Source organism: Caballeronia sp. LZ032 (assembly GCF_031451315.1).
GTDB lineage: Bacteria > Pseudomonadota > Gammaproteobacteria > Burkholderiales > Burkholderiaceae > Caballeronia.
In genome coordinates this window covers 1,207,731-1,229,262 of the sequence record NZ_JARUXP010000004.1, presented here as the reverse complement: position 1 = coordinate 1,229,262, position 21,532 = coordinate 1,207,731, and the positions used below count along the sequence as shown (strand labels likewise).

The window sequence follows — 21,532 nt, the reverse complement described above, 5'->3', positions numbered from 1 at the left end:
GGAGTTGCATGCGCGCGCACTCCGCGCGCTACACCGATGGCGGGGTCGAGCCTCGGTCTGCCTGGAGCCTGTTCATGGAAGATTTCGACGAAACGCTGTTTGTCGTCTGGCGCGCCAATCTGAGCGTGCTGGTCGGCTCGCCGGGAGGCGCCGGACGCCTCGCGCGCATGATGAACTTCTCGCCGTCGTTCATGAAGCTCATCGTCGCGGGTCAGCGCGACTTCAATGAGGAATTCGTGCGCGGCATCGAGCTGGTGGCGGGTCTGCCGCCGCACTGGATGGATGAGCGCCACAGCCCGGCCGAAGTGCCGCCGGAAGTGCAGCGCGCGCTCGATGAAGAAACCCCGATGGCCGTATTCCGCGGCACCGCGCATCCGGCGCCGAAGCGCTCGGTGCTGCGCGGCCCGGAGCCCCTGCTGTCCCAGACCGAGGCGACGCGACGGGTCGCCGACCTCGCGCAGCAGCAGGCGGAGAACAACCGGCGTGACTTGCTGTTCCGCAAGAATCGCGAACTGCTGTCTCAGGACCTGCGCCGCCTCGAACGGCAGCTCGGGCTGTTGCAGGTCGATGCGATGCAGCCGAAAGTGGATGAACTGATCGCCTCTGACCGCATGAGCGAAGCGGCCAAGGCGGATCTCACCGGACGCCTGGAGCAGATCGACAAGCACGTCAAGCTGCTGCATCAGCATGTCGAGAAGCTCGTGACGCTGCTCACGGCGCCCGACGAACCCGAAACGGGCGATTGATTTTCTACTGCTTCTTGTCCTCGTCGCGCCGTTCCCGCTCGGGATGCACGGCGATCGGATCACTGGCCGGAAAACTTTCTTCCAGCGCCTCGTCGAGCAAGGCATCTTCGTCGGGGAGGTCCTGCTTGGCAGGGTCGTCGCGGCTGGGCTTCGTCATGGTGCGCTCCGTGCGGGTCGTCGGTTCATGCCGGTGAGGCGAGGCGAAAGTTCAATATAGCAGCCCCGCTGCGCCCCCGCAGTCAGCGCCCCCGACGGTAATCGGCGGGGCGCACGCCCGTCCACTTCCTGAAGGCGCGCCGGAATGCGCTCGGCTCGGCAAAGCCGAGTGCGTCGGCGATCTGCGGAATCGTTTCCCGCGTATGCGCAAGACGCGCGATGGCGAGATCGCGCTTCAGCGCGTCCCGGATCGCCCGGTAGGTCGAGCCTTCCTGCTTCAGCCGCCGGCGCAGCGTCGCCTCCGCCATGTTGAGCGCGGCGGCCAGCGGCTCCGCTTCCGGCCAGTCGGCGGGCGGCGTCTCCCTGAGGTGCCGTCGGATGCGCGCCGTCAATGAATCCGGATTGCGATACTTCACGATGAAGTTGGCCGGCGCCGCGCGCAGGAAGCGTTTGAGCGTCGCGCGCGTCTGCACGACCGGCAGCGTCGCGCATCCGGCATCGAGATCGACGAACGAACGCGCCGCGCGGAAACGCATGTCGTCGCAGAACATCAGGCGGTACTCGTCGCCGGCCTCGGGTTCAGGGCAGCGCAAATGCGCGGCCAGCACCGGAATGCGCCGGCCGACCAGCCAGCACAGCAGCCCGTACACGAGAATGAAGCCGGTCGCGTAGGCGAACATCGTGCGGGCATCGCCACGGTCGTCGAGCCAGATGCGCACGCGTGTAGCGTCGATGTCGGGCGTGAAGCGCAGTTCGTCGAGCACCAGGCGCATGAAGTCCGCGATGCGCGTCAGCGCCTGCGTGCCGTCGCGCGACGAGAGCGCCGCGTGACACATCAGGACGAAGCTGCCGCGTCGCATCGGATGGGCGTCCTGGCCGAAGAACTCGTCGTCGAGGGCGTCGGCTACTGCGTGCCACAACTTGCCGTACTGCAGCGGCGACACGCGTGCACGCGGAGAGGCCAGCATCGTCGGGGCGATGCCCGCCGCGGCCAGCAAGCCGTCGCGCGCGACCCCGCGCGCTTCGGCGCAGCGCAGCGCGGCTTCGACGAGACTCACGGCGATCGAATCGCGTTCGACGTGCTCGACGTGCTCGACGTGCTCGACGTGCTCGACGTGCTCGACGTGCTCGAGGTGCTTGTCAGGACTTGGGGTTGTCACTAGGTGGCCAAAGCGCTCAGTTAGCGTGATCGTTTCGGGCATCGGCCAGGGTCCGGCGATTGCCTAGACTCGAACGGATGACCGCCGACGTCCACCAGCATGGGCGGCCAGCAAGCTTACACGATCGATGCCGCGCGACACGGCGCCGACCTCAAGACCTTTCAGACCAGGACCATGATCGACCCATTCCTCACCGAAGAGCAGCGCATGATCCGCGACGCGGCGCGCCAGTTCGCGACCGAAGTCCTCGCGCCCAATGCGGGCCAATGGGACCGCGAAGGCGCGCTGCCTGACAGCGTCATCCGGCAACTGGGCGAACTCGGCCTGCTCGGCATGATCGTGCCCGCCGAGCTGGGCGGCACCTTCAGCGACTACACCGCCTACGCCCTCGCGATGGAAGAGATCGCCGCCGGCTGCGCCTCGTGCGCGACGCTGATGAGCGTGCACAACTCGGTCGGCTGCGGACCGATCCTCGCCTACGGCACCGACGCGCAAAAGGCCGAGTGGCTGCCGAAGCTCGCGAGCGGCGAAGTCATCGGCGCGTTCTGCCTGACCGAACCGCAGGCCGGCTCCGAGGCCAACAACCTGCGCGTGCGCGCCGTGGAACGCGACGGCCAGTGGGTCCTGTCGGGCAGCAAGCAGTTCGTGACCAACGGCGCGCGCTCGGGCGTGGCGATCGTCTTCGCGGTCACGGACCCGGAACAGGGCAAGCGCGGCATCTCGGCGTTCATCGTGCCGAAGGACACGCCGGGCTTCAACGTCGGCGCGCCGGAGCACAAGCTCGGCATCCGCGCGTCCGACACCTGCCCGATCACCTTCGACGACTGCGCGATTCCCGCCGCCAATCTGCTCGGCCAGCGCGGCGAGGGTTTGAAGATCGCGCTTTCGAATCTGGAGGGCGGGCGCATCGGCATTGCGGCGCAGGCGCTGGGCATCGCCCGCGCGGCCTTCGACGCGGCCCGCGCCTATGCCCGCGAACGCGTGCAGTTCGGCCGGCCGATCCATGAACATCAATCGGTCGCCAACAAGCTGGCCGACATGCAGACGCAGATCAACGCCGCGCGCCTCCTGATCCATCACGCGGCGCGCATGCGCACGGAAGGCGTGCCGTGCCTGTCGGAGGCGTCGCAGGCAAAGCTGTTCGCCTCGGAAATGGCGGAGCGCGTGTGTTCCGATGCCATCCAGATCCACGGCGGCTATGGCTATCTGGAGGATTACCCGGTGGAGCGGCATTATCGCGATGCACGCATCACGCAGATCTACGAAGGCACGAGCGAAGTGCAGCGGATGGTGATCGCGCGCAACGTCTGAGCGGTGCCCCTATAAAAATCACGGAGACGCAATGAACGACGCCACAGCTTTCATCGAAGCACGAGATTTTCTGTTTGCGCATCGCACGGATTACGACACGGCCTATCGCGACTTCAAATGGCCCGTGCTCGACCGCTTCAACTGGGCGCTCGATTACTTCGATCCGATGGCCCGCGACAATCACGCGCCGGCCTTGCATATCGTCGATGAAAGCGGCGGCGCGACACGCCTTTCGTTCGCGCAGATGAGCGAGCGTTCGGCGCGCGTGGCGAATCATCTGCGCGGCCTGGGTGTCGCGCGTGGCGAACGCATCCTGCTGATGTTGCCGAACCGCGTCGAACTGTGGGACGTGATGCTTGCCGCGATGAAGCTCGGCGCCATCGTCCTGCCCGCGACGACGCAGCTCGCGCCCGCCGACTTGCGCGATCGCATCGCGCTCGGTCGCGTGCAGCATGTGATCGTCGATGCCGCCGATACGCCGAAATTCGACGGCATCGACGTGCCGGGGCTGCGCATCGCGGTGGGCGGCGCGCGCGAGGGATGGCTGGATCACGGCGCCGCTTACGAAACGTCGCCGGAGTTTGCTCCGGATGCCGAAACGAATGCCGCTGATCCTTACCTGCTGTATTTCACGTCGGGCACGACCTCGAAGCCGAAACTCGTCGCGCATACGCACCAGAGTTATCCGGTGGGACATCTGTCGACGATGTACTGGATCGGCCTGCAACCCGGCGACGTGCACTGGAACATCAGCTCGCCCGGCTGGGCGAAGCACGCATGGAGCTGCTTTTTCGCGCCGTGGAACGCACGGGCCTGCGTGTTCATCTACAACTTCAGCCGCTTCGACGCCGCTCGCGCGCTGGAAGTGCTCGTCGAGCACGAAGTCACCACGCTGTGCGCGCCGCCGACCGTCTGGCGCATGCTCGTGCAGGAGCCGCTGGCGTCGTATGCGGTGAAGCTGCGCGAGATCGTCGGCGCGGGCGAGCCGCTGAATCCGGAGATCATCGAGCGCGTGCAGACGGCGTGGGGCCTGTCGATCCGCGACGGCTACGGTCAGACCGAAACCACCGCGCAGATTGCCAACACGCCGGGACAACGGCTCGTACCTGGCTCGATGGGCCGGCCGCTGCCGGGCTATCGCGTCGCGCTGCTCGATCCGGACGGCATGGAGACGGAAGAGGGCGAAATCGCGCTGGCGCTCGACCCGCCGCCGCTCGGCCTGATGACCGGCTATGCGGACAATCCGAAGGCCACGGAGACCGCAATGCGCGGCGGTTTCTATCGCACTTCGGATGTGGCGTTACGCGGCAGCGACGGCTATTTCGTCTATGTCGGCCGGGCGGACGATGTGTTCAAGTCGTCGGACTACCGGCTGAGCCCGTTCGAACTCGAGAGCGTGCTGATCGAGCATGAGGCGATCGCCGAAGCTGCGGTCGTGCCCAGTCCCGACCCGCTGCGCCTCGCGGTGCCGAAGGCCTTTGTCACGCTGCGTCATGGCTATGCCATCGGCCCGGATCTGGCGCGCAGCGTGTTCGCGTTTTCGCGCGAGCGCCTGGCGCCCTACAAGCGCATCCGCAGGCTCGAATTCGCCGAGTTGCCGAAGACCATCTCCGGCAAGATCCGCCGTGTCGATCTGCGTCGCCAGGAAGCGGCGCGTACGGAAGACGGCGCGCGCGGCGAATTCGAGTTCTGGGAAGAGGATTTCCCGGAGTTGCGTCAGACCAGCAAGGCAGGTTGAAACGTTCGGAAGCGCCGTATCGGCATGACGCGGCGCGCTCGCGGGATAACCCGCGCAAAACGCATTCCCCCGACGATTTTCGCAAGCAAATGTTTCCGCGCCGAACCGTCCTCCGGGCCGATGGTCGAATCGCCCTGATTCAGCATCGGACCCATCGAACAGGAGGACGGATCATGTCGAAACCCGCAGCGCGCCGCGCAATCATTGCATCGGGCATTGCATTCTCGTTGCTGGCTCCGGCCGCATCGTACGCGCAACTCAATCTGCAGCAGTTCGGCTTCGGCAGCGCCAAGTCGGATGTCGCCGGCGTGGCGTCGAATCAGGCCGCGCAGCCTTCGGCGCTGGGCTCGCTCGTGCAGAACTATCTCGGCGCGAATCAGCAAGTGCTGACAGGGCAGTCGAGCCTTGCATCGGCGATGGGCATGTCGAGCGCCGCGAGTCAGGCACAGTCGGCGGCGGGATTGCTGTCGGGTGCAACGGCCGGCAGCGCGCCGAGCACGAGCGTGTTGTCGCAACTCGGCGGCACGCAACAGAGCGTGTCGCAATCGCTGCTGCAGGCGTTCTCGAACGGCTCGGCCACGCCGCCCACCGCCGCCAGCAAGCAGACCTTCAGCGACGGCCTCGCGTCACTCGGTCAAGGCGTGAAACAGTACGCGGGCCTGCAATCCGATCTCGGCTCGGTCAAGAACTCGATGAACATGTCGTCGCTGCTGCAGGCCGGCTCGAACCCGGGTACGGCACAGGCCGCGAGCTATATCGCGCAGTCCGCGCCGGGGCAGTTGCAGTCGCTGGTGCAGACGCTCACGCAGGCCGTGCAGTACGCGAAGGCCAATAACATCTCGGTGCCTTCGATCGCGACTTCGGCGTTGAGCGGCGTGAAATAAGCGCGCGCGGCGTGCAGCATGGTGAAGCAGAGCGGCGGAGCTTTCAGGCTTCGCCGCTTTTTTTGTATCGGCGTCAGGGCTGCCGTCTCGCTACGTCCGCGAGATCACCAGCGGGCGCCGCGCCGCGCATCGCTTCGACTTGCGGCAGCGGCGGTTGCTCGTTGATCCACGCGTTGAGGATGGTCGACGTCACGGCGAGAATCACCGGGCCAATGAACAAACCGACGATGCCGAACGCAAACATGCCGCCGAGCACGCCGGACAGAATCAGCAGCATGGAAAGGTTCACGCCGCGCCGGATCAGGATGGGGCGCAGGAAGTTGTCGAGCATCGCGATCATGATCGACCACACGAGCAACAGGATCGACGCGACATGCGCGCCATGCCAGAACAGCCAGGCGACGCCGCCGAGCAGCGGCAGCAGCGGCCCGATCTGCGCGAGACACAGCATCAGCATGACGGCCGTGATGATGCCCGCGGCGGGCACGCCCGCGAGCGCGAGGCCGATGCCGCCCAGCGCCGATTGCGTGACGGCCGTGACCACGATGCCGAGCGCCACCGCGCGAATCGCAAGGCCGGCGAGCTTGACGGCTTCGGCGCCGCGCTGCGCGGCGATGCGCGTCGCGAAGCGCGTGATGAAGCGTCCCGCCGCTTCGCCGTTCATGTACAGAATGCCCGAGATGATCACGGTGATGACCATATGCACGACGAACACGCCGACCACGGCCGCGTGTGAAAGCATCCAGCGCGCGGCGACGGTCACATAGGGTTCGAGCTTGGCGAGCAGGCCGCCGGGGCCGGCGTCGGACAGCATCTGCCACTCCTTGGCGATGCGTTCGCCGGCGAGCGGCACGTCGTGGATCCAGCCGGGCGGCGGAGGCAGCGCGTAGGAAGGCAGGGTCTTGATGGCCGCCATGATTTCGCCGCCGTGCAGCGCGAGCGTCGAGATGGCTTCATAGAGCGGCAGCACGATGACGATCAGGAGCCCGAGCAGCATCACGCTCGTCGCTACCCAACGGCGGTTGCCGGCGCGGCGCTGCACCGCGACCATCAGCGGCCAGGTCGCCACGACAATCGTGGTGGCCCAGATGAGCCCCGGCAGGAAGGGGCGCAGCACATAGAGACTGCCGACGGTCAGCGCCGCGAGTATCGTGATGACGAGCAGGATGCGGGCGATGTCCACGGGCTGACGCGGCGGGGGAGTGTTGGCGGGATTGGGCGTGGTGGACATGATGGTATGGAGGGAAGTGGACGGGGGCGCGAGGCGTGCGGACGAAGCCTCGAACGTGCGCGCCTGAATTGAATCAGCGATAAGCGAAAGCCGGCGATCCGGCAAGCCTGAGCGCAGAAAAACCGCCGCCATCATAACGGCAGCTCAATCCATACTACTAAAAATGTGTCGCAGCCTTGCCGGACGTCAGGTTCGTGGCGCGCGCGATGGAACCAGAGTAGTTCAGCTTCTCAGCAAGCGTTCGCGCAACATTGCCGTGCCGCCTTCAGGAAACAGCGAGGCCGCCACGCGTTGCGGATCGATGCCGAAGCTTTCGCCCGCCGCGTGCGCGATCACGGCATCGAGTCCGAGGGTCGGCTTCAGGTCGCGCGCCTGATACAGCGATGCGTTCGCCAGTCCCGGCCAGTCCGCGAGCACGCGTCCGCCCGCCACCGCGCCGCCCAGCAGCAGCGCCGCCGACGCCGTCCCGTGGTCCGTGCCGCCCGTGCCGTTGGCCGCGGCGGTGCGGCCGAATTCGGTCGCCACCAGCACGGTCGTGTCGGCCCAGTGTGTGCCGAGTCCATCGCGCAGGGCGCCGAGCATCGCGTCGAGCGCTTTCAGCTGCGTGGCAAGACGCGGGTTCTGCGCGCTGTGCGTGTCCCAGCCGCCGGTTTCGATCATCGCGATGCGCGGGCCGTCGGGCTTGCTCAGGAAGGTCGCCGCAAGCTTGCCGAGGCTGGCCGGATCCTGCCGCGCGCCGGCGTCGGCGGCGAGGCCGCGCGCCTGCATCGCGGCGTCCCATAACGGGTGCAGTTGCGCGTCGCCGGCATAGAGCTGCGAGACGCGCGTGATCAGATCGTCCGGAGCCTGCGGCAGTCCGGACGGCGCATAGGAAGTGACATCGGCGCGGCCGCGCAGCGCGAGCGGCACGGTCGGCGCGAGGGCGACGGCGTCGGCGCGCGGTGCGGGCAGCATCGACAGAAGACGGTTAAGCCAGCCGTCCTTCAACTGATACGGCGCGCTGCCGCCGGTTTCGAGCACGTTCTGGCCGTCGAAGTGCGAACGCTCGCGATACGGCGACGCCACCGCGTGGACGAACAGCGCCTGCTTGTCGCGATACATCTGCGCGGCCGTCTGCAAGGACGGATGAAGCGCGAACGTGCCGTCGAGCTTGGTGGCCGTCGCGGCGTCGATGGCGAGCGGTCCGCGCAGCGCCGCGTAGGCCGGATCGCCATAGGGCACGACGATGTTCAGGCCATCCGCCGCGCCGCGCTGGATCACGAAGACGAAGCGGCGTTCGGTTTCGGCGGACGCCAGCACGAGTTGCGGCGCAATCAGCATCGCGCCGGCGCTTGCGCCTGCGCAGCGGAGAAATCGGCGACGGGTCAGCATGCGTTCATCTCCTCAGAAAATCGGGCGATACCAGCAGCAGCGCCAGCGCGGTCTGCGCGCTTTCGGCGCGCGCCACCGCGCTGCCTGTCGGTTCCGACAGCGAGCCCGCCAGCAGTTGCGGACCGAGCGCGCGGGCGTCGAGCGTTGCGCTGCTGTGCGCGGCGAAGCGCTGCGCGATCTCGACGCGGCGCACCAGCGCATCCGGCGCGGCCCAGCTTGCGGCGGCATCGTCGTAGCCGGCGGGCGAGCCGGGTCGCCATACCGGCTGCCCTAGCTGCCGCAGCAATGGCGCGGCGTGCATGTTTTCCAGGCCGGTGCGGCCGAGTCCGCGTAACGAGGAAAGCGTCCAGTCCCATGGCGACTTGAACTTGGTCGGCGTCGCGGGCCACGCCTCCGGCGCTTCGACCAGCGCGCGATAGACCGCGGGCAGATCGCCGCCGCTATCGCCAAAAACCTTCGCGAGCCGTTCGACCAGCGCGGGCGGCGGCGTATCGGCGACGAAGTGACGCGCGAGCTTGTCGGCGATGTGCCGCGCCGTCGCGGGCGACGCGGCCAGATCGTGCAGCACCGCGAGCGGCTGCGCTTCGCCGTCCTGTGCGTACTGACGGCCCATCACCGTGCGCACGCCCGGTTCGTGCAGGCGCGGGCGGAATGTGTACTGGCCGGGCGGCGTCGGATCGGCGGGATTGCTTGCAGCCTGCGCAGCCCGCGCGGACATCGCGCCGAGACTCCAGCCGGTGAGCGCGCGGGCGAATTCGGTCACGTCGCCCTGCGTATAGCCGGTGCGCGCGCCGAGCGTATGCAATTCCATGATCTCGCGCGCGAGGTTTTCGTTCAGGCCGCGCTTGCGGGCGGGATCGCGCATTTCGGCGCGTTCGGCGGCGGGGCTGTCAGGGCCGATCGAACGCGGCTGGTCCAGGAAGATCTGCATCGCCGGATGGCGCTCCGCGGCCACCAGCATGTCCTCGAAGCGGCCGAGCACGTGCGGGCGGATCGCTTCGTTCTCGAACGAGCCGGCCAGCAGCGCGACCGGCGGCTTTTCGATCGACACCGCGAAGTGGTTCGCCCAGAAATGCACCAGGCGTTCCACGAACGGCGTCCCGGTGCCGAGCGCGCTCGTCACGCGGGCATCGACGGCGCTGACATACACCTCGCGGATCATGTCGCCGTATTGCTTGCGCAGCACGGGCCGGTCGGCGTCGCTGGCATCGCGCAAGGCCCGCTGGCGTTCCGCGAAACGTTCGGCGAGCGCCGCGCTGGCCGGCTGAGTGGCCAGCGCGGCAGGCATCGGAACGTACCCGCCGCGGGCAGGATCGAGCTGCTGCGTGAGCCAGCCGTGCGGGTCGGCGGGCAGCGGTTCGCCCGGACGCGCGCCCAGGCCGAAGCGGTTCACCGCGATGGCGGCAGGCGTGAGCGGCGGCGCAAGGCTCATGGTCGTCTCCGGAGGCAGGATGCTATCGGCAGCGTGCAGCCGTCAGGGCTGCCGTGGGGGCTGCGGCTGCGGCTGAAGCTGCGGCCGGTCCTCGGGCGGCACGGCGCGCAGCGGGCCGTTGCGCTCCATCGCGCCGACCAGCTTCAGGCGTTCGTCGAAGGTGAGCGTCGAGGCAAACGCGGCCACCGTGCCTTCGGTCAGCGCGCGCATGGTGACATCGGCCTGACGGGTGCGGGCGAGGGCGTTGTCGAGCGCCTGGCGGTCGAAGGTCGGCGCGGCGAGAATGTGCGCGATCTCGATCCGCCCTTCGCGCGATTCCCGTATCAGCGGCTGGTTCGCGAGGCGCATCTCGCGCAAGGCTTGGCGCAGCTGTTTGCGCCGGTCCGGGGAAAGGTCCGCCGCCGCGAAGCCGATGCCGCGCGGCGCCGCCGCCGGCTTGCAGAACTGTTCCTTGAGCGGACCGGACAGGTAGTACACGCCGCCCGCCAGCAAGCCGAGCAGGAACACGTTGAGCACGATCGACACGCCAGTCAGCGCCTTCAGCGCGCGTGAACTCATTCATCGCTCCAGTCCGAAGCGCCGCCGAACGCGGTGCCCGAAAGGGTTTGTTCAAATCCGCCGTGTAGGTGTTCATACGTTACGGATGCGGGTGCAAGCAGCGTCACCAACAACGCGCCCGCCGCGATGCCGGCTGCGCCCACGCCGACAAAACCCACGCCCGAAAACCACAGGCGCGGATTGAGCCACGGCGCGCGCGCAGGCCGCGGCGGTGCGGAAGCGATGATGCGCCGCGCGAGTGCCGGCGCAGGTCGGGCAACGGCGTGGGCGTCGAGCATGCCGTCGAGCGTGCGTGCCAGGGCCAGTGCCGCGTGTGCGTCGGCGTTGCCGTCGGCGAGGAGGGCGAGGGCGGCGTTGCGTTCGCCGGCGGGCCAGCGTTCCGGGGACGCCCCATAAGCTTCAGTGAGGTAACGAAATCGGTCGGGGGTCATCGTTGCTCCTTGGGGGCTCTGTCATCAGATCCGCCCTGACCGCGGGCCAGGTCCTCGAGAGCGGTCCTGAGATTGCGGCGCGCACGGACCAGCAGACTTTCGAGCGCTTCGACGCTCACGCCCATCAGATCGGCGGTCTCCGCGTTCGACAGTTCCTGGTAGTACTGCAGCACCAGAGCCTCGCGCTGGCGCGCCGGCAAGCGTGCGAGCGCAGACGTGAGACGCTGGTTGGTGTCGCTTGCTTCGATGCGCTCGTCGGGCAGCGGCGCGGCATCTTCCTGTTCCGGAAGTTCGTCCGACATGGATGTCTCCCGATGGCGCCGCAGCCGGTCGTAGCACAGGTTCAGCGTGACGCGATGCAGCCAGGTATCGAAGCGCGCCGCGCCGGGCACCCAGTCCGGCGCGGCTTTCCAGATGCGCATGAAGGCTTCCTGGGCCACGTCGTCCGCCTCGTCGCGATCGCCGAGCATGCGCGTTGCAAGCGCAACGATGCGCGGCAGCTTCTTCTCGACGATCTCGCGAACGGCGCCCGATTCCCGCTTGCCGACGCGGGCGATGAGGCGGGTATCCGGATCTGGTTCGTTCAAGGTCGTGTCGGTTCCTGTTGCACGCGGTGAGCGGCCGGAATGTCATGGTTGTTGACATCGTCAATAGACGACGACCGGTCCGCGATAGTAGGCGGCGTGCGCCGGATACACGACGCACCCGGCGAGCGTCACCGCGGCGAGCGCCGCGGCCAGCAGTGCTTTCAGCATGATGCAGTCCTTCAATCAGATGATAGGTGCTCACGGCGGCGACGGTTGACGTGCTGCCGCGAGATGTGTCGCGGCGTGGGAAGCAGGGCGCCGGACTCAGGCCCAATGTCCTTCGACCCAGAAATAATTCGGCCCGCGCCGTGCCCAGTGTCCCGGGGCCCAGTGGTGGCCCACGCGTACCGCCTTCCAGTGGCCAGGTACCCAGACATAGCGGCCGGGTCCCCAGCGCCAGTGGCCCGGATCCCACGCATAGCCCGCGCGGGGCGGCGGCGGGGGTTCGACCCGGGGCGGCGGCGGCGGGGCGACCGGCGCTGCAACGACCGCCGGTGCAACGACAACGGCTTGTGCATGCGCGGCGACGCTGTGCAACGCGCCGAACGAAACGGCCAGGACCGGTGCTAGCAGGGCGGTGCGCAGGGGCAGGGATCGGTGGGTCATGAAGGTCTCGTCTTTTCAGAGTGGTGACGAGAACTTGAACGCAGCGGCGCCGAAAATCCGTCGCGGTTTGCGCCCGGCAAATGTAACGATGTTTTACGGCGAAAGATCAGGCGAAGGCGTCGAGCCCGTCGACGAGATGCTTCGCGAGACGCGGCTGACGCAATTGTTCGATCCACCATTGCAGCGCACGTCCTTCGTGATCGCCGCGCCATGCCACGTACAGCACGTTGGGCTCGCGCGGATCGGCGGTAGGTTTCTCGATCAGTTCGCCGCGCGCCAGCAGCGACGCGATGCGATGGCGCGGCAGCCAGCCCGTGCCGAGCCCCTGACGCTGCGCGAGAATCTTCGCCCGCATGCTGGGCACCGCGAGCGCCGCCTGGCCGCCGAGCACGCCATAGGCGCGTCCTGTGGCGCGCGACGAATCCGCCACCACCACCGCCCGATGCGCCGCGATCTCTTCGCGCCGGAGCGGACCGGAGGTCTGGGCGAGCGGATGGCGCGACGCGACGGCGAACACCCACTCCATCACGCCCAGTTCGAACCAGCGCAGGCCCGGGATGGCGGGCGGCTCGTTCGTGGCGCCGACGATCAGATCGGCGCGGCCGTCGCGCAGGGCTTCCCAGGTGCCGCTCAGCACCTCGTGCGTCAGGCGCAGCGTGACGCCGGACCCGAGCGCGTCGAACGCCTGCACGACGGGGAGCATCGTCTCGAATTCGAGGATCTCGTCGCACACGATCCACAGCCGGTCTTCCCAGCCGCTCGCGATCTGCTTGACGCGCTGCGCGAGCCGGCCGACGTCGAGCATCAGGCGCGCGGCTTCATCGGCGAGCAGATGGCCGGCGGGCGTCAGTTGCAGGCGGTAGCGGCGCCGGTCGAAGAGCAGGGCATCGAAGCGCGTTTCCAGTTGCCGCGCCGCGTGGGAGACCGTCGACGGCGCCCGTCCCAGCCGTGCCGCCGCGCGCGACAGGCTGCCGGTTTCGCGGATGGCGTCGAGCAGTGCGAGTTCGTCCTCCGACAACATGTTCGACTCCATCGAACGAGTTCATCCGCGGCATCGTACGGCAAAAGCAGGCGGTGCGCCGAAGATTGGAGCCATCGGATAACACTCTTTCGGCGGAACTGAACGATGAACTCATTGCTGCCTTTCCTGCGCCCTATGGTCGGCGCACTGCTCGCGGCGGCCGCGTTGCTGCCGGTCGCGCAGGCTGCATCCGCCTCGACGGCGATCCAGTCGCGCATGATCGATGCGAACGGTATGGAACTTCACTACTTGCAAGCGGGGAGCGGCGACGCGACGACGCCGGTCGTGCTGCTGCACGGCTACACCGAAACCAGCCACATGTGGCGGCCGCTGATGACGCGGCTGGCCGCCGACCGCCTGGTCCTGGCGCCCGATTTACCGGGTGCGGGCGAGTCCGCGATGCCCGCCACGGGCTACGACAAGAAGACGCTCGCGCAGGATATCCATGCGATGGTGCGTGCGCTCGGCTATCGCAAGGTGAAGCTGGTGGGGCATGACATCGGACTGATGGTCGCCTATGCCTACGCGGCGCAGTATCCGGACGAAGTGGACAGCATCGTGCTGATGGACGCTTTCCTGCCCGGCGTCGGCGACTGGCAGAAGGTCTGGCTGCTGCGCGACAAATGGCACTTCAATTTCTACGGCGACACGCCGGAAAAACTCGTGCGCGGGCGTGAGCGCGTGTATTTCGAACACTTCTGGAACGACTTCGCCGCTGATTCCGCGCATTCCCTGAGCGAAGCCGACCGCCGTTATTACTCGGCACAATACGCACGCCACGGCCGCATGCGCGCGGGATTCGAGTATTTCCACACGTTCCCGCAAGACGCGGAGGACTTCGCCGCGTTCGCCCGGACGCCGCTGCCGATGCCGATGATCGTTCTCGCCGGCGAGCGGGCTTCGGGCACGTTCCTGCTCGACCAGGCGAAGCTCGTTGCGACGGACGTGCAGGGCGTGGTCGTGCCCGGCAGCGGACACTGGCTGATGGAAGAAGCACCGGACGTGACCATGGCGCAACTCGTGCGTTTCATCGACACGCCTGCGTCCAACTGATCCACCCGATTGCCGCGGCGCGCGTCTTGCACCGCGCTGCGGGAACACTACAGGGAGCGTGTGAAATGGGACTTCTGGTCGATGGCAAATGGCAGGACGCGTGGTACGACACGGCATCCACGGGCGGGCGCTTCGTGCGCAAGGAAGCGGCCTTTCGCAACTGGGTCACGGCCGACGGTGCGCCCGGTCCGAGCGGCGCGGGCGGGTTTCGCGCCGAAGCGGGCCGGTACCACCTGTACGTGAGCCTCGCGTGTCCGTGGGCGCACCGCGCGTTGATCATGCGGGCGCTCAAGGGCTTGCAGGGGATGATCGACGTTTCGGTCGTCCACTGGCTGATGCTCGAGAACGGCTGGACCTTCGCGGACGGGCCGGGCGTCGTGCCCGACGCGATCAACGGCGCGCGCTTCATGCATCAGGTCTACACCGCCGCAGATCCGAACTACAGCGGCCGCGTGACAGTGCCAGTTCTGTGGGACAAAGCGCGCGGGACGATCGTCAACAACGAGTCGTCGGAAGTCATCCGCATGCTGAATTCCGCGTTCGACGGCATCGGCGCACTGCCCGGCGATTACACCCCGCACGAACTCCGCGAGGACATCGACGCACTCAACGCGCGCATCTACGACACGGTCAACAACGGCGTCTACAAGGCCGGTTTCGCGACCACGCAGGCCGCGTACGAAGAAGCCGTGCTGCCGCTCTTCGACACGCTCGATTTCCTCGAAGCACGCTTGCAGTCGCGCCGCTATCTGACGGGCCCGCGCTTCACCGAAGCCGACATCCGCCTGTTCACGACGCTGGTGCGCTTCGACGCGGTGTATGTCGGGCACTTCAAGTGCAATCTGCGGCGTATTGCCGACTATCCGAACCTGTCGAACTATGCGCGTGAGATCTACCAGATGCCGGGCGTGGCAGACACGGTGAATTTCGTGCACATCAAGCGGCATTACTACGAGAGCCATCGGACGATCAATCCGACAGGCATCGTGCCCGCCGGACCGCTGCTCGATTTCACCGCGGCGCACGACCGCGCGCGGCTGCCCGCTGCGACCTGACTCAGTTGGACTCAGTCGTACCGGTATACGCCGTGCTTCGTCTTGCGGCCGAGCCGGCCCGCCGCGACCAGTTCGCGCAACAGCGGACACGCGCGATATTTCGAATCGCCGAAGTCCTTGAGGAACACGTCCATCACGGAGAGGCACACGTCGAGGCCGATCAGGTCGGCCAGCGCAAGCGGGCCGATAGGATGATTGGCGCCGAGCTTCATGCCGGCGTCGATTTCCTCGGCGCTCGCCACGCCTTCATACAGCACGAAAAAGGCTTCATTGATCATCGGCACGAGGATGCGGTTGACGACGAAGCCCGGCGAATTACGCACGCCGATAGGCGACTTGCCGAGCTTCTCCGTGAGTTCGCGCACGGCGGCGGCGGTGGCGTCGCTGGTCTGCACGCCGCGGATCACCTCGACCAGTTGCAGCAAGGGCACCGGATTGAAGAAGTGCATGCCGATGAAACGCTCCGGCGTGGCAAGCGTGGCGCCGAGCGCGGTGATGGAGATGGACGAGGTGTTCGACGCGATGATCGCGTCCGGGCGTGCCGCTTCCTCGATCTGCTTCAGGATGCGGTTCTTCAGTTCCGTGTTCTCGGTCGCGGCTTCGATCACGATGTCGGCGTCAGTCAGACGCCCGTAGTCGGTGGACGTGGCAATGCGCTTGAGCGCGGCATCGCGCGCGCCGGCCTCCAGCTTGTCCTTCGACACGAGCCGCTCCAGGCTGCCGGTGAGCGTGGCGACGCCTTTGGCGAGCGCGGCCTCGGTGACGTCGATCAGCACGACTTCGAAGCCCGCGACGGCCGCGACCTGCGCAATGCCGTTGCCCATGGTTCCCGCACCGACGATGCCGACGGTCTGAATCTTCATGCTGCTGCTCCCTGTGTGTGCGCCGGCTCGGGCAGCCGGCAAGCCTGAATGGTCGATGGCGCGGCGCGCGCCGGAAGGTTCGACGAGGGTTCGATTCTAACCAGCGAGAAAGCGGGCGGTTCTAGCCGAACGCCGTCAGGTCCCTGGCTTCGATGCCATTCGCCTGACAGTAAGCCGCATACCGATCCCAGCCGGTCTTCCAGTTCTCGCTGGCGAGCACCTGGCCGCGTTCGTTCACGAAGAGCAGTTCGCCCTGGATGATGTTGAGCGTGACGATGTCGTCCTGCGCGGCGTCATCGGCAAGCGCCTCGGGCGTATGGCTCGATCCGGCGGTCTCGTACACGATGCTGCCCGGCGCTGCGATCCAGTCGTGCTCGCGATACTTCCAGCGCCCCTGCACCGTATGGACGATCACCGTACCCGTATGGCGATGCCGCGGCATCTCGCCCCGCGGCGGCGCCTTCATCAGCGCGATGACCTCGCCGCGGATCGGGTCGAGCTTGAAGTACTTGACCAGGACGCGCTCGCTGTAGGGCGTGAACGGCACCCAGGGCAGGTCCGCGTCATTGAGGCAGGTGGTGTGAATCTGTTCGAACAGCATGATGTCGGCTCCGTGCAATCAGCAGTGCATTGTAGGCAGTGTGACTCCCGCTGAACATCGGCCGAACGGACGACCCGGGCCGACCCCGGCCGACCAAGCCGGATCGCGCCCGATCTGCTATCGTCCGTGCCATGCCAACCATCATCACCGTTTCCAATCTGTCCAAGACCTACGGGTCGGGCTTTCACGCGCTCAAGCACGTCAATCTCGAGATCCGGCGCGGCGAAATCTTCGCGCTGCTTGGGCCGAACGGCGCCGGCAAGACCACGCTCATCAGCACGGTCTGCGGCATCGTGAATCCGAGCGAAGGCCAGGTCACCGTGGCCGGTCACGACATCGTCACGGACTACCGCGCCGCGCGCGCCATGATCGGCCTCGTGCCGCAGGAACTCACCACGGACGCCTTCGAAACCGTCTGGGCCACCGTGTCCTTCAGCCGCGGGCTGTTCGGCCGGCCGAAGAATCCGGCCTATGTCGAGAAGGTGCTGAAGTCGCTGTCGCTGTGGGCGAAGAAGGACAACAAGATCATGACGCTCTCGGGCGGCATGAAACGGCGCGTGTTGATCGCGAAGGCGCTGGCGCACGAACCCGAGATCCTGTTTCTCGACGAACCCACCGCCGGCGTCGACGTCGAACTGCGCCGCGACATGTGGAACCTCGTGCGCGAGCTGCAGCAGAACGGCGTCACGATCATCCTGACGACGCACTACATCGAGGAAGCGGAGGAGATGGCGGACCGCATCGGCGTCATCAACCGCGGCGAGATCGTGCTGGTGGAAGAGAAGCGCGAACTCATGCGCAAGCTCGGCCAGAAGAAGCTCACGCTGCAACTCGAAACCCCGCTCGACGCCATTCCCGCGCCGCTCGCGCCGTACGGCCTCGCGCGTTCGGCGGACGGCAGCGAACTCACCTACACCTACGACGCCCACGACGAACCGGGCCGCATCATCGCGCTGTTGCGTCATGTGGACGAAGCCGGCGTGCGTTTCAAGGACCTGCAAACGACGCAAAGCTCGCTCGAAGACATCTTCGTGAGCCTCGTCAGGGAAGCCAAATGAATCTTCATGCCGTTCGCGCAATCTACCGTTTCGAGATGGCGCGCGCCGGACGCACGCTGATGCAGAGCATCGTGTCGCCGGTGATCTCCACGTCGCTTTACTTCGTCGTGTTCGGCGCGGCCATCGGCTCGCGCATCCCGGAAGTGGACGGCATCAGCTACGGCGCGTTCATCGTGCCGGGCCTCGTCATGCTGTCGCTGTTGACGCAGAGCATCGCGAATGCGTCCTTCGGCATCTACTTTCCAAAGTTCACCGGGACCATCTACGAACTGCTGTCCGCGCCGGTCTCGTACTTCGAGCTGGTGGTGAGCTACGTGGGCGCGGCCGCGACCAAGTCCATCATCCTGGGCCTCATCATCCTGCTGACCGCGCGCCTGTTCGTGCCGCTCAGGATCGACCATCCGTTCTGGATGATCGTGTTCCTGCTGCTGACGTCGGTGACGTTCAGCCTGCTCGGGTTCATCATCGGCATCTGGGCGGACGGCTTCGAAAAGCTGCAGATCATTCCGCTGCTCATCGTCACGCCGCTCACGTTCCTCGGCGGCAGCTTCTACTCGATCAACATACTGCCGCCGTTCTGGAAGACCGTCGCGTTGTTCAATCCGGTCGTGTATCTGATCAGCGGCTTTCGCTGGAGTTTTTACGGGCTCGCCGATGTCCAGGTGGGCGTGAGTTTCGGCATGACGCTAGTATTCCTTGCAGTGTTCATCACGATCGTCGCGTGGATCTTCAAGACGGGTTACCGGATCAAGACCTGACCCGACGGAGGTTCTGGCCAGCAAAGAGGGCGTTCACCGGATGAAAATCATGAGACGCACGAAGCGGCATGTTTTCGGCGCAATGACCGGCTTCTTCGCGAGCGGCGCCGCGCGTTCCGCGCCCGCGCTGGCCTACGAGATCGATCACGGCGCGGCCGGCTGGCGCCGCCGTCTTTCGGCCGAGCAATTCCGCGTGCTGCGGCGCGGCGGCACCGAGGCGCCGTTCGCCAGTCCGCTGCTCAAGGAGCGGCGCGAGGGCATCTACCGGTGCGCGGGCTGTGCGCTCGAACTGTTTTCATCGGCGACCAAGTTCGACAGCGGCACCGGCTGGCTGAGCTTCTGGAAGCCACTCGACGGCTCGGTCGCGACGCACGCCGACGCCGCCGGCCACATGCGCAACGAAGTGCATTGCCGGCGCTGCGGCGGCCACCTCGGCCACGTGTTCGACGACGGCCCGAAGCCCACCGGTCTGCGCTATTGCATGAACGGCGCGGCGCTCGATTTCAGGCAGGAAGACGCCTGAAAGCGCGGGTTCATATCCATGTTTCCTTCTTGCTACTTTTCATGAACGCTCCCGAACTCAAGCTTGCCGCCGCGCAAAGCGCACTCGTGCTGATTGATCTCCAGGCGGGCATCGCCGCCTTGCCCGTGCAGCCGCACGATTCCGCCAGCGTGCTGGCCAATGCGCGCGCGCTCGCGGACCGTTTTCGCGCGCTCGGCGCGCCGGTCGTGCTCGTCAGGGTAGCGTTTCCGAACGGGCCCGGCGGCCTGCGCCCGATCACCGACGCGGGCCAGGCGCAGGAGACGCCCGAGCCGGCCGGCTGGAGCGACCTGTGTCCGGAACTCGCCGTGCAGCCGTCCGACATCATCGTCACCAAGCGGCAGTGGGGCGCCTTCTACAACACGGATCTGGATTCGCATCTGCGGCGACGCGGCATCGAGACGATCGTGCTGGGCGGGATCGCGACGGCCATCGGTGTCGATTCGACCGCGCGCGGCGCGCACGAACGTGGCTATCAGCAGATTTTCGTCGAAGACGCGATGAGCGATCTGAACGCGGCCACGCATGAATCGACCTGTCGTTTCATCTTTCCGCGCATGGGGCGGATCCGCTCGACGCAGCAAGTGCTGGCGGCGCTGGCCTGAAGTCGGCGGCGCGAGAGAACAGGGCTGGCTGTTTTTAGGATTATTCGTATGGCCTCGGCCGCGACGTTCCCGTAACTTGTTATAACCGGTTGACGGGACCCCGCCTGTCAGTCCCGGCGCATTCGTTCTACCCCTGTTCGAATGCAGCGCTTTCCCCGAGCGCAGGACGCGCGTCGCACATCGCGGCGCGTGTCCACCTTTCCATTGATTAACGTGTCACGTCTTTCGAGCGTCAAGCAGCCTACGTTGCTGCCGAGGGAATCAGTCTTATCCGTGTAATTTCCGAAGGTGCGCCCAGACGCTTCGGCGGTCCCCAGTAGCCGGTTCCTCGGCTCGTATAGACCCACAGTCCATTGAACTTGACCAGCCCGGCAACGAAGGGCTGCTGCAAGCGCACGAAGAAGTTCCACGGGAGGAACTGTCCGCCGTGCGTGTGGCCGGAAAGTTGCAGCGTAAAACCTGCGTCGGCTGCGGCTGGCGCGCTGCGCGGCTGATGCGCCAGCAGCACGCGTACGGCGGCGTCGGGCGGGGCGCCGCTGATCGCCTGGGCCGGATCGCTGCGGTGCGCGGGATCGAAGCTGCCCGCGCCGTAGTCCGTCACGCCGGCTACCACGGCCTGGGCGCCGTCGTGGTCCAGCACCACGTGCTGATTGAGCAGCACGTTGAGGCCGAGGCGTCGGAACTCCGCAATCCACTTGTCGGCGCCGGAGTAGTACTCGTGATTGCCGGTGACGAGAAACGCGCCATGGCGCGCGCTCAGCTTGGCCAGCGGGCGAGTGTGGTCGGCGAGATGGGGCACCGAGCCATCCACCACGTCTCCGGTCACCGCAATCAGGTCCGGCTCGAGTCCGTTCACGGCGGCGACAATGCGTTCCACGTAGTGCCGCTTGATCGTCGGCCCGACGTGGATGTCGCTGATCTGCACGATGGTGAAGCCATCGAGCGCGGCGGGCAGATTCTCGATGGGCACGTCCACGTCCACCACCGGCGCGCGGCGGCGCGCATTGTAGAAGCCGATTGCCGAAGACAGCACGGCCAGCAGCGGAACGATCAGCGCGCTGCGGGCCACCAGCGTGGGCGAGCCCACCGGCACGCCGCGCACCCAGTCGATGAGGTGGACACAGAACAACATGACGTCGCGTGCGAACGTCAGCAGCAACAGCGAGGAAAAGAAGCCGAGCGCGGTCAGGCCGAACCAGGCGAGACGATCCGCGAGCGGCTGGGTTTCGAGCGAGCGCGCGGCCATGCCGATGGGAATCAGGATCACGGACGCCACCAGCAGCGCCGCGGCCAGCACCTTGAGCGGCAGGCCCACCGGCGCGTCCGGGATGAGCCGCACGCCGACATAAATGTGAAACAGAATGCCGATACCGATAAAGCGGATGAAGAAAGCCGAGCGTCGCATAGCGCTCCTGGAAGATCGATGAAGCGGCGGGCGTGGGCTATGAGCGCCCGCGCTGCCGGGCACGAGTGCCCGCGCCGGATAGGGAACCAATTCTACCGGTTCGGTGCGCGGGACGCCGTCCGGCATGGCAGGAAGGACCATCTGCGCGATGCGAAAAAAAGCCTCGGCACCGGAATGCCGAGGCTTGCCTGCATCGAAACGTTCAGCGTGTGATCAGACCGCCATGCACAGGTACTTGATGACGACGTAGTCATCGATGCCATAGTGCGAGCCTTCGCGGCCGAGGCCGGATTGCTTGACGCCGCCGAACGGTGCGACTTCGTTCGAGATCAGTCCGGTGTTGATGCCCACCATGCCGTAT

Annotated in this window: 23 protein-coding genes and 1 pseudogene; 10 read left to right on the top strand and 14 right to left on the bottom strand. The window is 66.6% G+C overall.

All coding sequences use genetic code 11. From position 1 onward, the window contains the following. Positions 1–74: 74 nt before the first annotated feature. Complete coding sequence (locus QCE69_RS33505; protein ID WP_309927079.1) at positions 75–746, top strand: hypothetical protein; 672 nt, start codon at positions 75–77, stop codon at positions 744–746. 4 nt (positions 747–750) lie between these two features. Here the strand turns inward: QCE69_RS33505 and QCE69_RS33500 are convergent, their stop codons facing one another. Continuing rightward, on the bottom strand, positions 751–903 hold the full coding sequence (locus tag QCE69_RS33500; protein ID WP_309819382.1) for a hypothetical protein: 153 nt from the start codon (positions 901–903) through the stop codon (positions 751–753). An 82-nt stretch (positions 904–985) separates the two neighbouring features. After that, the gene (locus QCE69_RS33495) at positions 986–2,062 is read right to left on the bottom strand and encodes an AraC family transcriptional regulator (RefSeq protein ID WP_409021254.1); all 1,077 of its coding nucleotides are present in this window, start codon (positions 2,060–2,062) and stop codon (positions 986–988) included. A gap of 177 nt (positions 2,063–2,239) precedes the next feature. Between QCE69_RS33495 and QCE69_RS33490 the strand changes: the two genes are divergently transcribed. The 3 genes from QCE69_RS33490 to QCE69_RS33480 all read left to right on the top strand — a co-directional run bounded on the left by QCE69_RS33490 (position 2,240) and on the right by QCE69_RS33480 (position 5,995). Continuing rightward, positions 2,240–3,373, top strand: a complete 1,134-nt coding sequence (locus tag QCE69_RS33490) for an acyl-CoA dehydrogenase family protein (protein WP_309935440.1) — start codon at positions 2,240–2,242, stop codon at positions 3,371–3,373. Between the two features lie 31 nt (positions 3,374–3,404). Continuing rightward, complete coding sequence (locus QCE69_RS33485) at positions 3,405–5,111, top strand: AMP-binding protein (protein WP_309935208.1); 1,707 nt, start codon at positions 3,405–3,407, stop codon at positions 5,109–5,111. 173 nt (positions 5,112–5,284) lie between these two features. Then, the gene (locus tag QCE69_RS33480; protein WP_309935206.1) at positions 5,285–5,995 is read left to right on the top strand and encodes a hypothetical protein; all 711 of its coding nucleotides are present in this window, start codon (positions 5,285–5,287) and stop codon (positions 5,993–5,995) included. Between the two features lie 73 nt (positions 5,996–6,068). Here the strand turns inward: QCE69_RS33480 and ydiK are convergent, their stop codons facing one another. The 8 genes and pseudogenes from ydiK to QCE69_RS33440 form a co-directional block, all read right to left on the bottom strand. Then, on the bottom strand, positions 6,069–7,226 hold the full coding sequence (gene ydiK / locus QCE69_RS33475) for an AI-2E family transporter YdiK (RefSeq protein ID WP_309935205.1): 1,158 nt from the start codon (positions 7,224–7,226) through the stop codon (positions 6,069–6,071). A 222-nt stretch (positions 7,227–7,448) separates the two neighbouring features. Then, the gene (locus tag QCE69_RS33470; protein WP_309935203.1) at positions 7,449–8,597 is read right to left on the bottom strand and encodes a DUF1501 domain-containing protein; all 1,149 of its coding nucleotides are present in this window, start codon (positions 8,595–8,597) and stop codon (positions 7,449–7,451) included. Between the two features lie 4 nt (positions 8,598–8,601). Then, positions 8,602–10,029 (bottom strand): DUF1800 domain-containing protein, encoded by a 1,428-nt coding sequence (locus QCE69_RS33465; protein WP_309935202.1) that lies wholly within the window; start codon positions 10,027–10,029, stop codon positions 8,602–8,604. A 42-nt stretch (positions 10,030–10,071) separates the two neighbouring features. Continuing rightward, a complete protein-coding gene (locus tag QCE69_RS33460; RefSeq protein ID WP_309927062.1) occupies positions 10,072–10,587 on the bottom strand; it encodes a periplasmic heavy metal sensor in 516 nt (171 codons plus the stop codon). Next, positions 10,584–11,018, bottom strand: a complete 435-nt coding sequence (locus QCE69_RS33455) for a hypothetical protein (RefSeq protein WP_309927060.1) — start codon at positions 11,016–11,018, stop codon at positions 10,584–10,586. Before QCE69_RS33455 ends, QCE69_RS33460 begins: the two co-directional genes overlap by 4 nt. Further along, positions 11,015–11,614: pseudogene (locus tag QCE69_RS33450) on the bottom strand (RNA polymerase sigma factor); the annotation flags it as partial. The gene QCE69_RS33455 and the pseudogene QCE69_RS33450, both read right to left, overlap by 4 nt. A gap of 255 nt (positions 11,615–11,869) precedes the next feature. Beyond that, positions 11,870–12,211, bottom strand: coding sequence for a hypothetical protein (locus QCE69_RS33445; protein ID WP_309927058.1), 342 nt, complete (start codon positions 12,209–12,211; stop codon positions 11,870–11,872). Positions 12,212–12,317: 106 nt separating this feature from the next. Then, entirely contained in the window at positions 12,318–13,232 is a 915-nt protein-coding gene (locus tag QCE69_RS33440) for a LysR family transcriptional regulator (protein WP_309927055.1), read from the bottom strand. Positions 13,233–13,337: 105 nt separating this feature from the next. On the opposite strand from QCE69_RS33440, the gene QCE69_RS33435 reads away from it, so the two are divergent. Both QCE69_RS33435 and QCE69_RS33430 read left to right on the top strand, forming a co-directional pair. After that, positions 13,338–14,285, top strand: coding sequence for an alpha/beta hydrolase (locus tag QCE69_RS33435; RefSeq protein ID WP_309927053.1), 948 nt, complete (start codon positions 13,338–13,340; stop codon positions 14,283–14,285). 65 nt (positions 14,286–14,350) lie between these two features. Further along, the gene (locus QCE69_RS33430) at positions 14,351–15,340 is read left to right on the top strand and encodes a glutathione S-transferase family protein (RefSeq protein ID WP_309935200.1); all 990 of its coding nucleotides are present in this window, start codon (positions 14,351–14,353) and stop codon (positions 15,338–15,340) included. Between the two features lie 11 nt (positions 15,341–15,351). On the opposite strand, the gene QCE69_RS33425 is transcribed toward QCE69_RS33430, so the two are convergent. Further along, positions 15,352–16,203: a 3-hydroxybutyryl-CoA dehydrogenase gene (locus QCE69_RS33425; RefSeq protein ID WP_309927051.1), complete on the bottom strand. Its 852-nt coding sequence runs from the start codon at positions 16,201–16,203 to the stop codon at positions 15,352–15,354. Positions 16,204–16,324: 121 nt separating this feature from the next. After that, a complete protein-coding gene (locus tag QCE69_RS33420; RefSeq protein WP_309935199.1) occupies positions 16,325–16,804 on the bottom strand; it encodes a 2,4'-dihydroxyacetophenone dioxygenase family protein in 480 nt (159 codons plus the stop codon). Positions 16,805–16,935: 131 nt separating this feature from the next. Here QCE69_RS33420 and QCE69_RS33415 point away from each other — a divergent pair, with 131 nt between their 5' ends. Genes QCE69_RS33415 through QCE69_RS33400 form a run of 4 tightly spaced genes read left to right on the top strand, consistent with a single transcriptional unit; the run spans position 16,936 to position 19,766 of the window. Continuing rightward, on the top strand, positions 16,936–17,862 hold the full coding sequence (locus QCE69_RS33415) for an ABC transporter ATP-binding protein (RefSeq protein WP_309927048.1): 927 nt from the start codon (positions 16,936–16,938) through the stop codon (positions 17,860–17,862). Beyond that, positions 17,859–18,620 carry an ABC transporter permease gene (locus QCE69_RS33410; protein WP_309935198.1) on the top strand — a complete coding sequence of 254 codons (762 nt, stop codon included), beginning with the start codon at positions 17,859–17,861 and terminating at the stop codon, positions 18,618–18,620. Before QCE69_RS33415 ends, QCE69_RS33410 begins: the two co-directional genes overlap by 4 nt. A gap of 40 nt (positions 18,621–18,660) precedes the next feature. After that, positions 18,661–19,143 carry a peptide-methionine (R)-S-oxide reductase MsrB gene (gene msrB / locus QCE69_RS33405; protein ID WP_309935197.1) on the top strand — a complete coding sequence of 161 codons (483 nt, stop codon included), beginning with the start codon at positions 18,661–18,663 and terminating at the stop codon, positions 19,141–19,143. 41 nt (positions 19,144–19,184) lie between these two features. Then, entirely contained in the window at positions 19,185–19,766 is a 582-nt protein-coding gene (locus tag QCE69_RS33400; protein ID WP_309927044.1) for a hydrolase, read from the top strand. A gap of 241 nt (positions 19,767–20,007) precedes the next feature. Here the strand turns inward: QCE69_RS33400 and QCE69_RS33395 are convergent, their stop codons facing one another. Both QCE69_RS33395 and QCE69_RS33390 read right to left on the bottom strand, forming a co-directional pair. Further along, positions 20,008–21,171 carry a metallophosphoesterase gene (locus tag QCE69_RS33395; protein WP_309935196.1) on the bottom strand — a complete coding sequence of 388 codons (1,164 nt, stop codon included), beginning with the start codon at positions 21,169–21,171 and terminating at the stop codon, positions 20,008–20,010. A gap of 213 nt (positions 21,172–21,384) precedes the next feature. Beyond that, the coding region (locus tag QCE69_RS33390) for an aldehyde dehydrogenase family protein (protein ID WP_309932807.1) at positions 21,385–21,532 on the bottom strand (148 nt) is incomplete at its 5' end.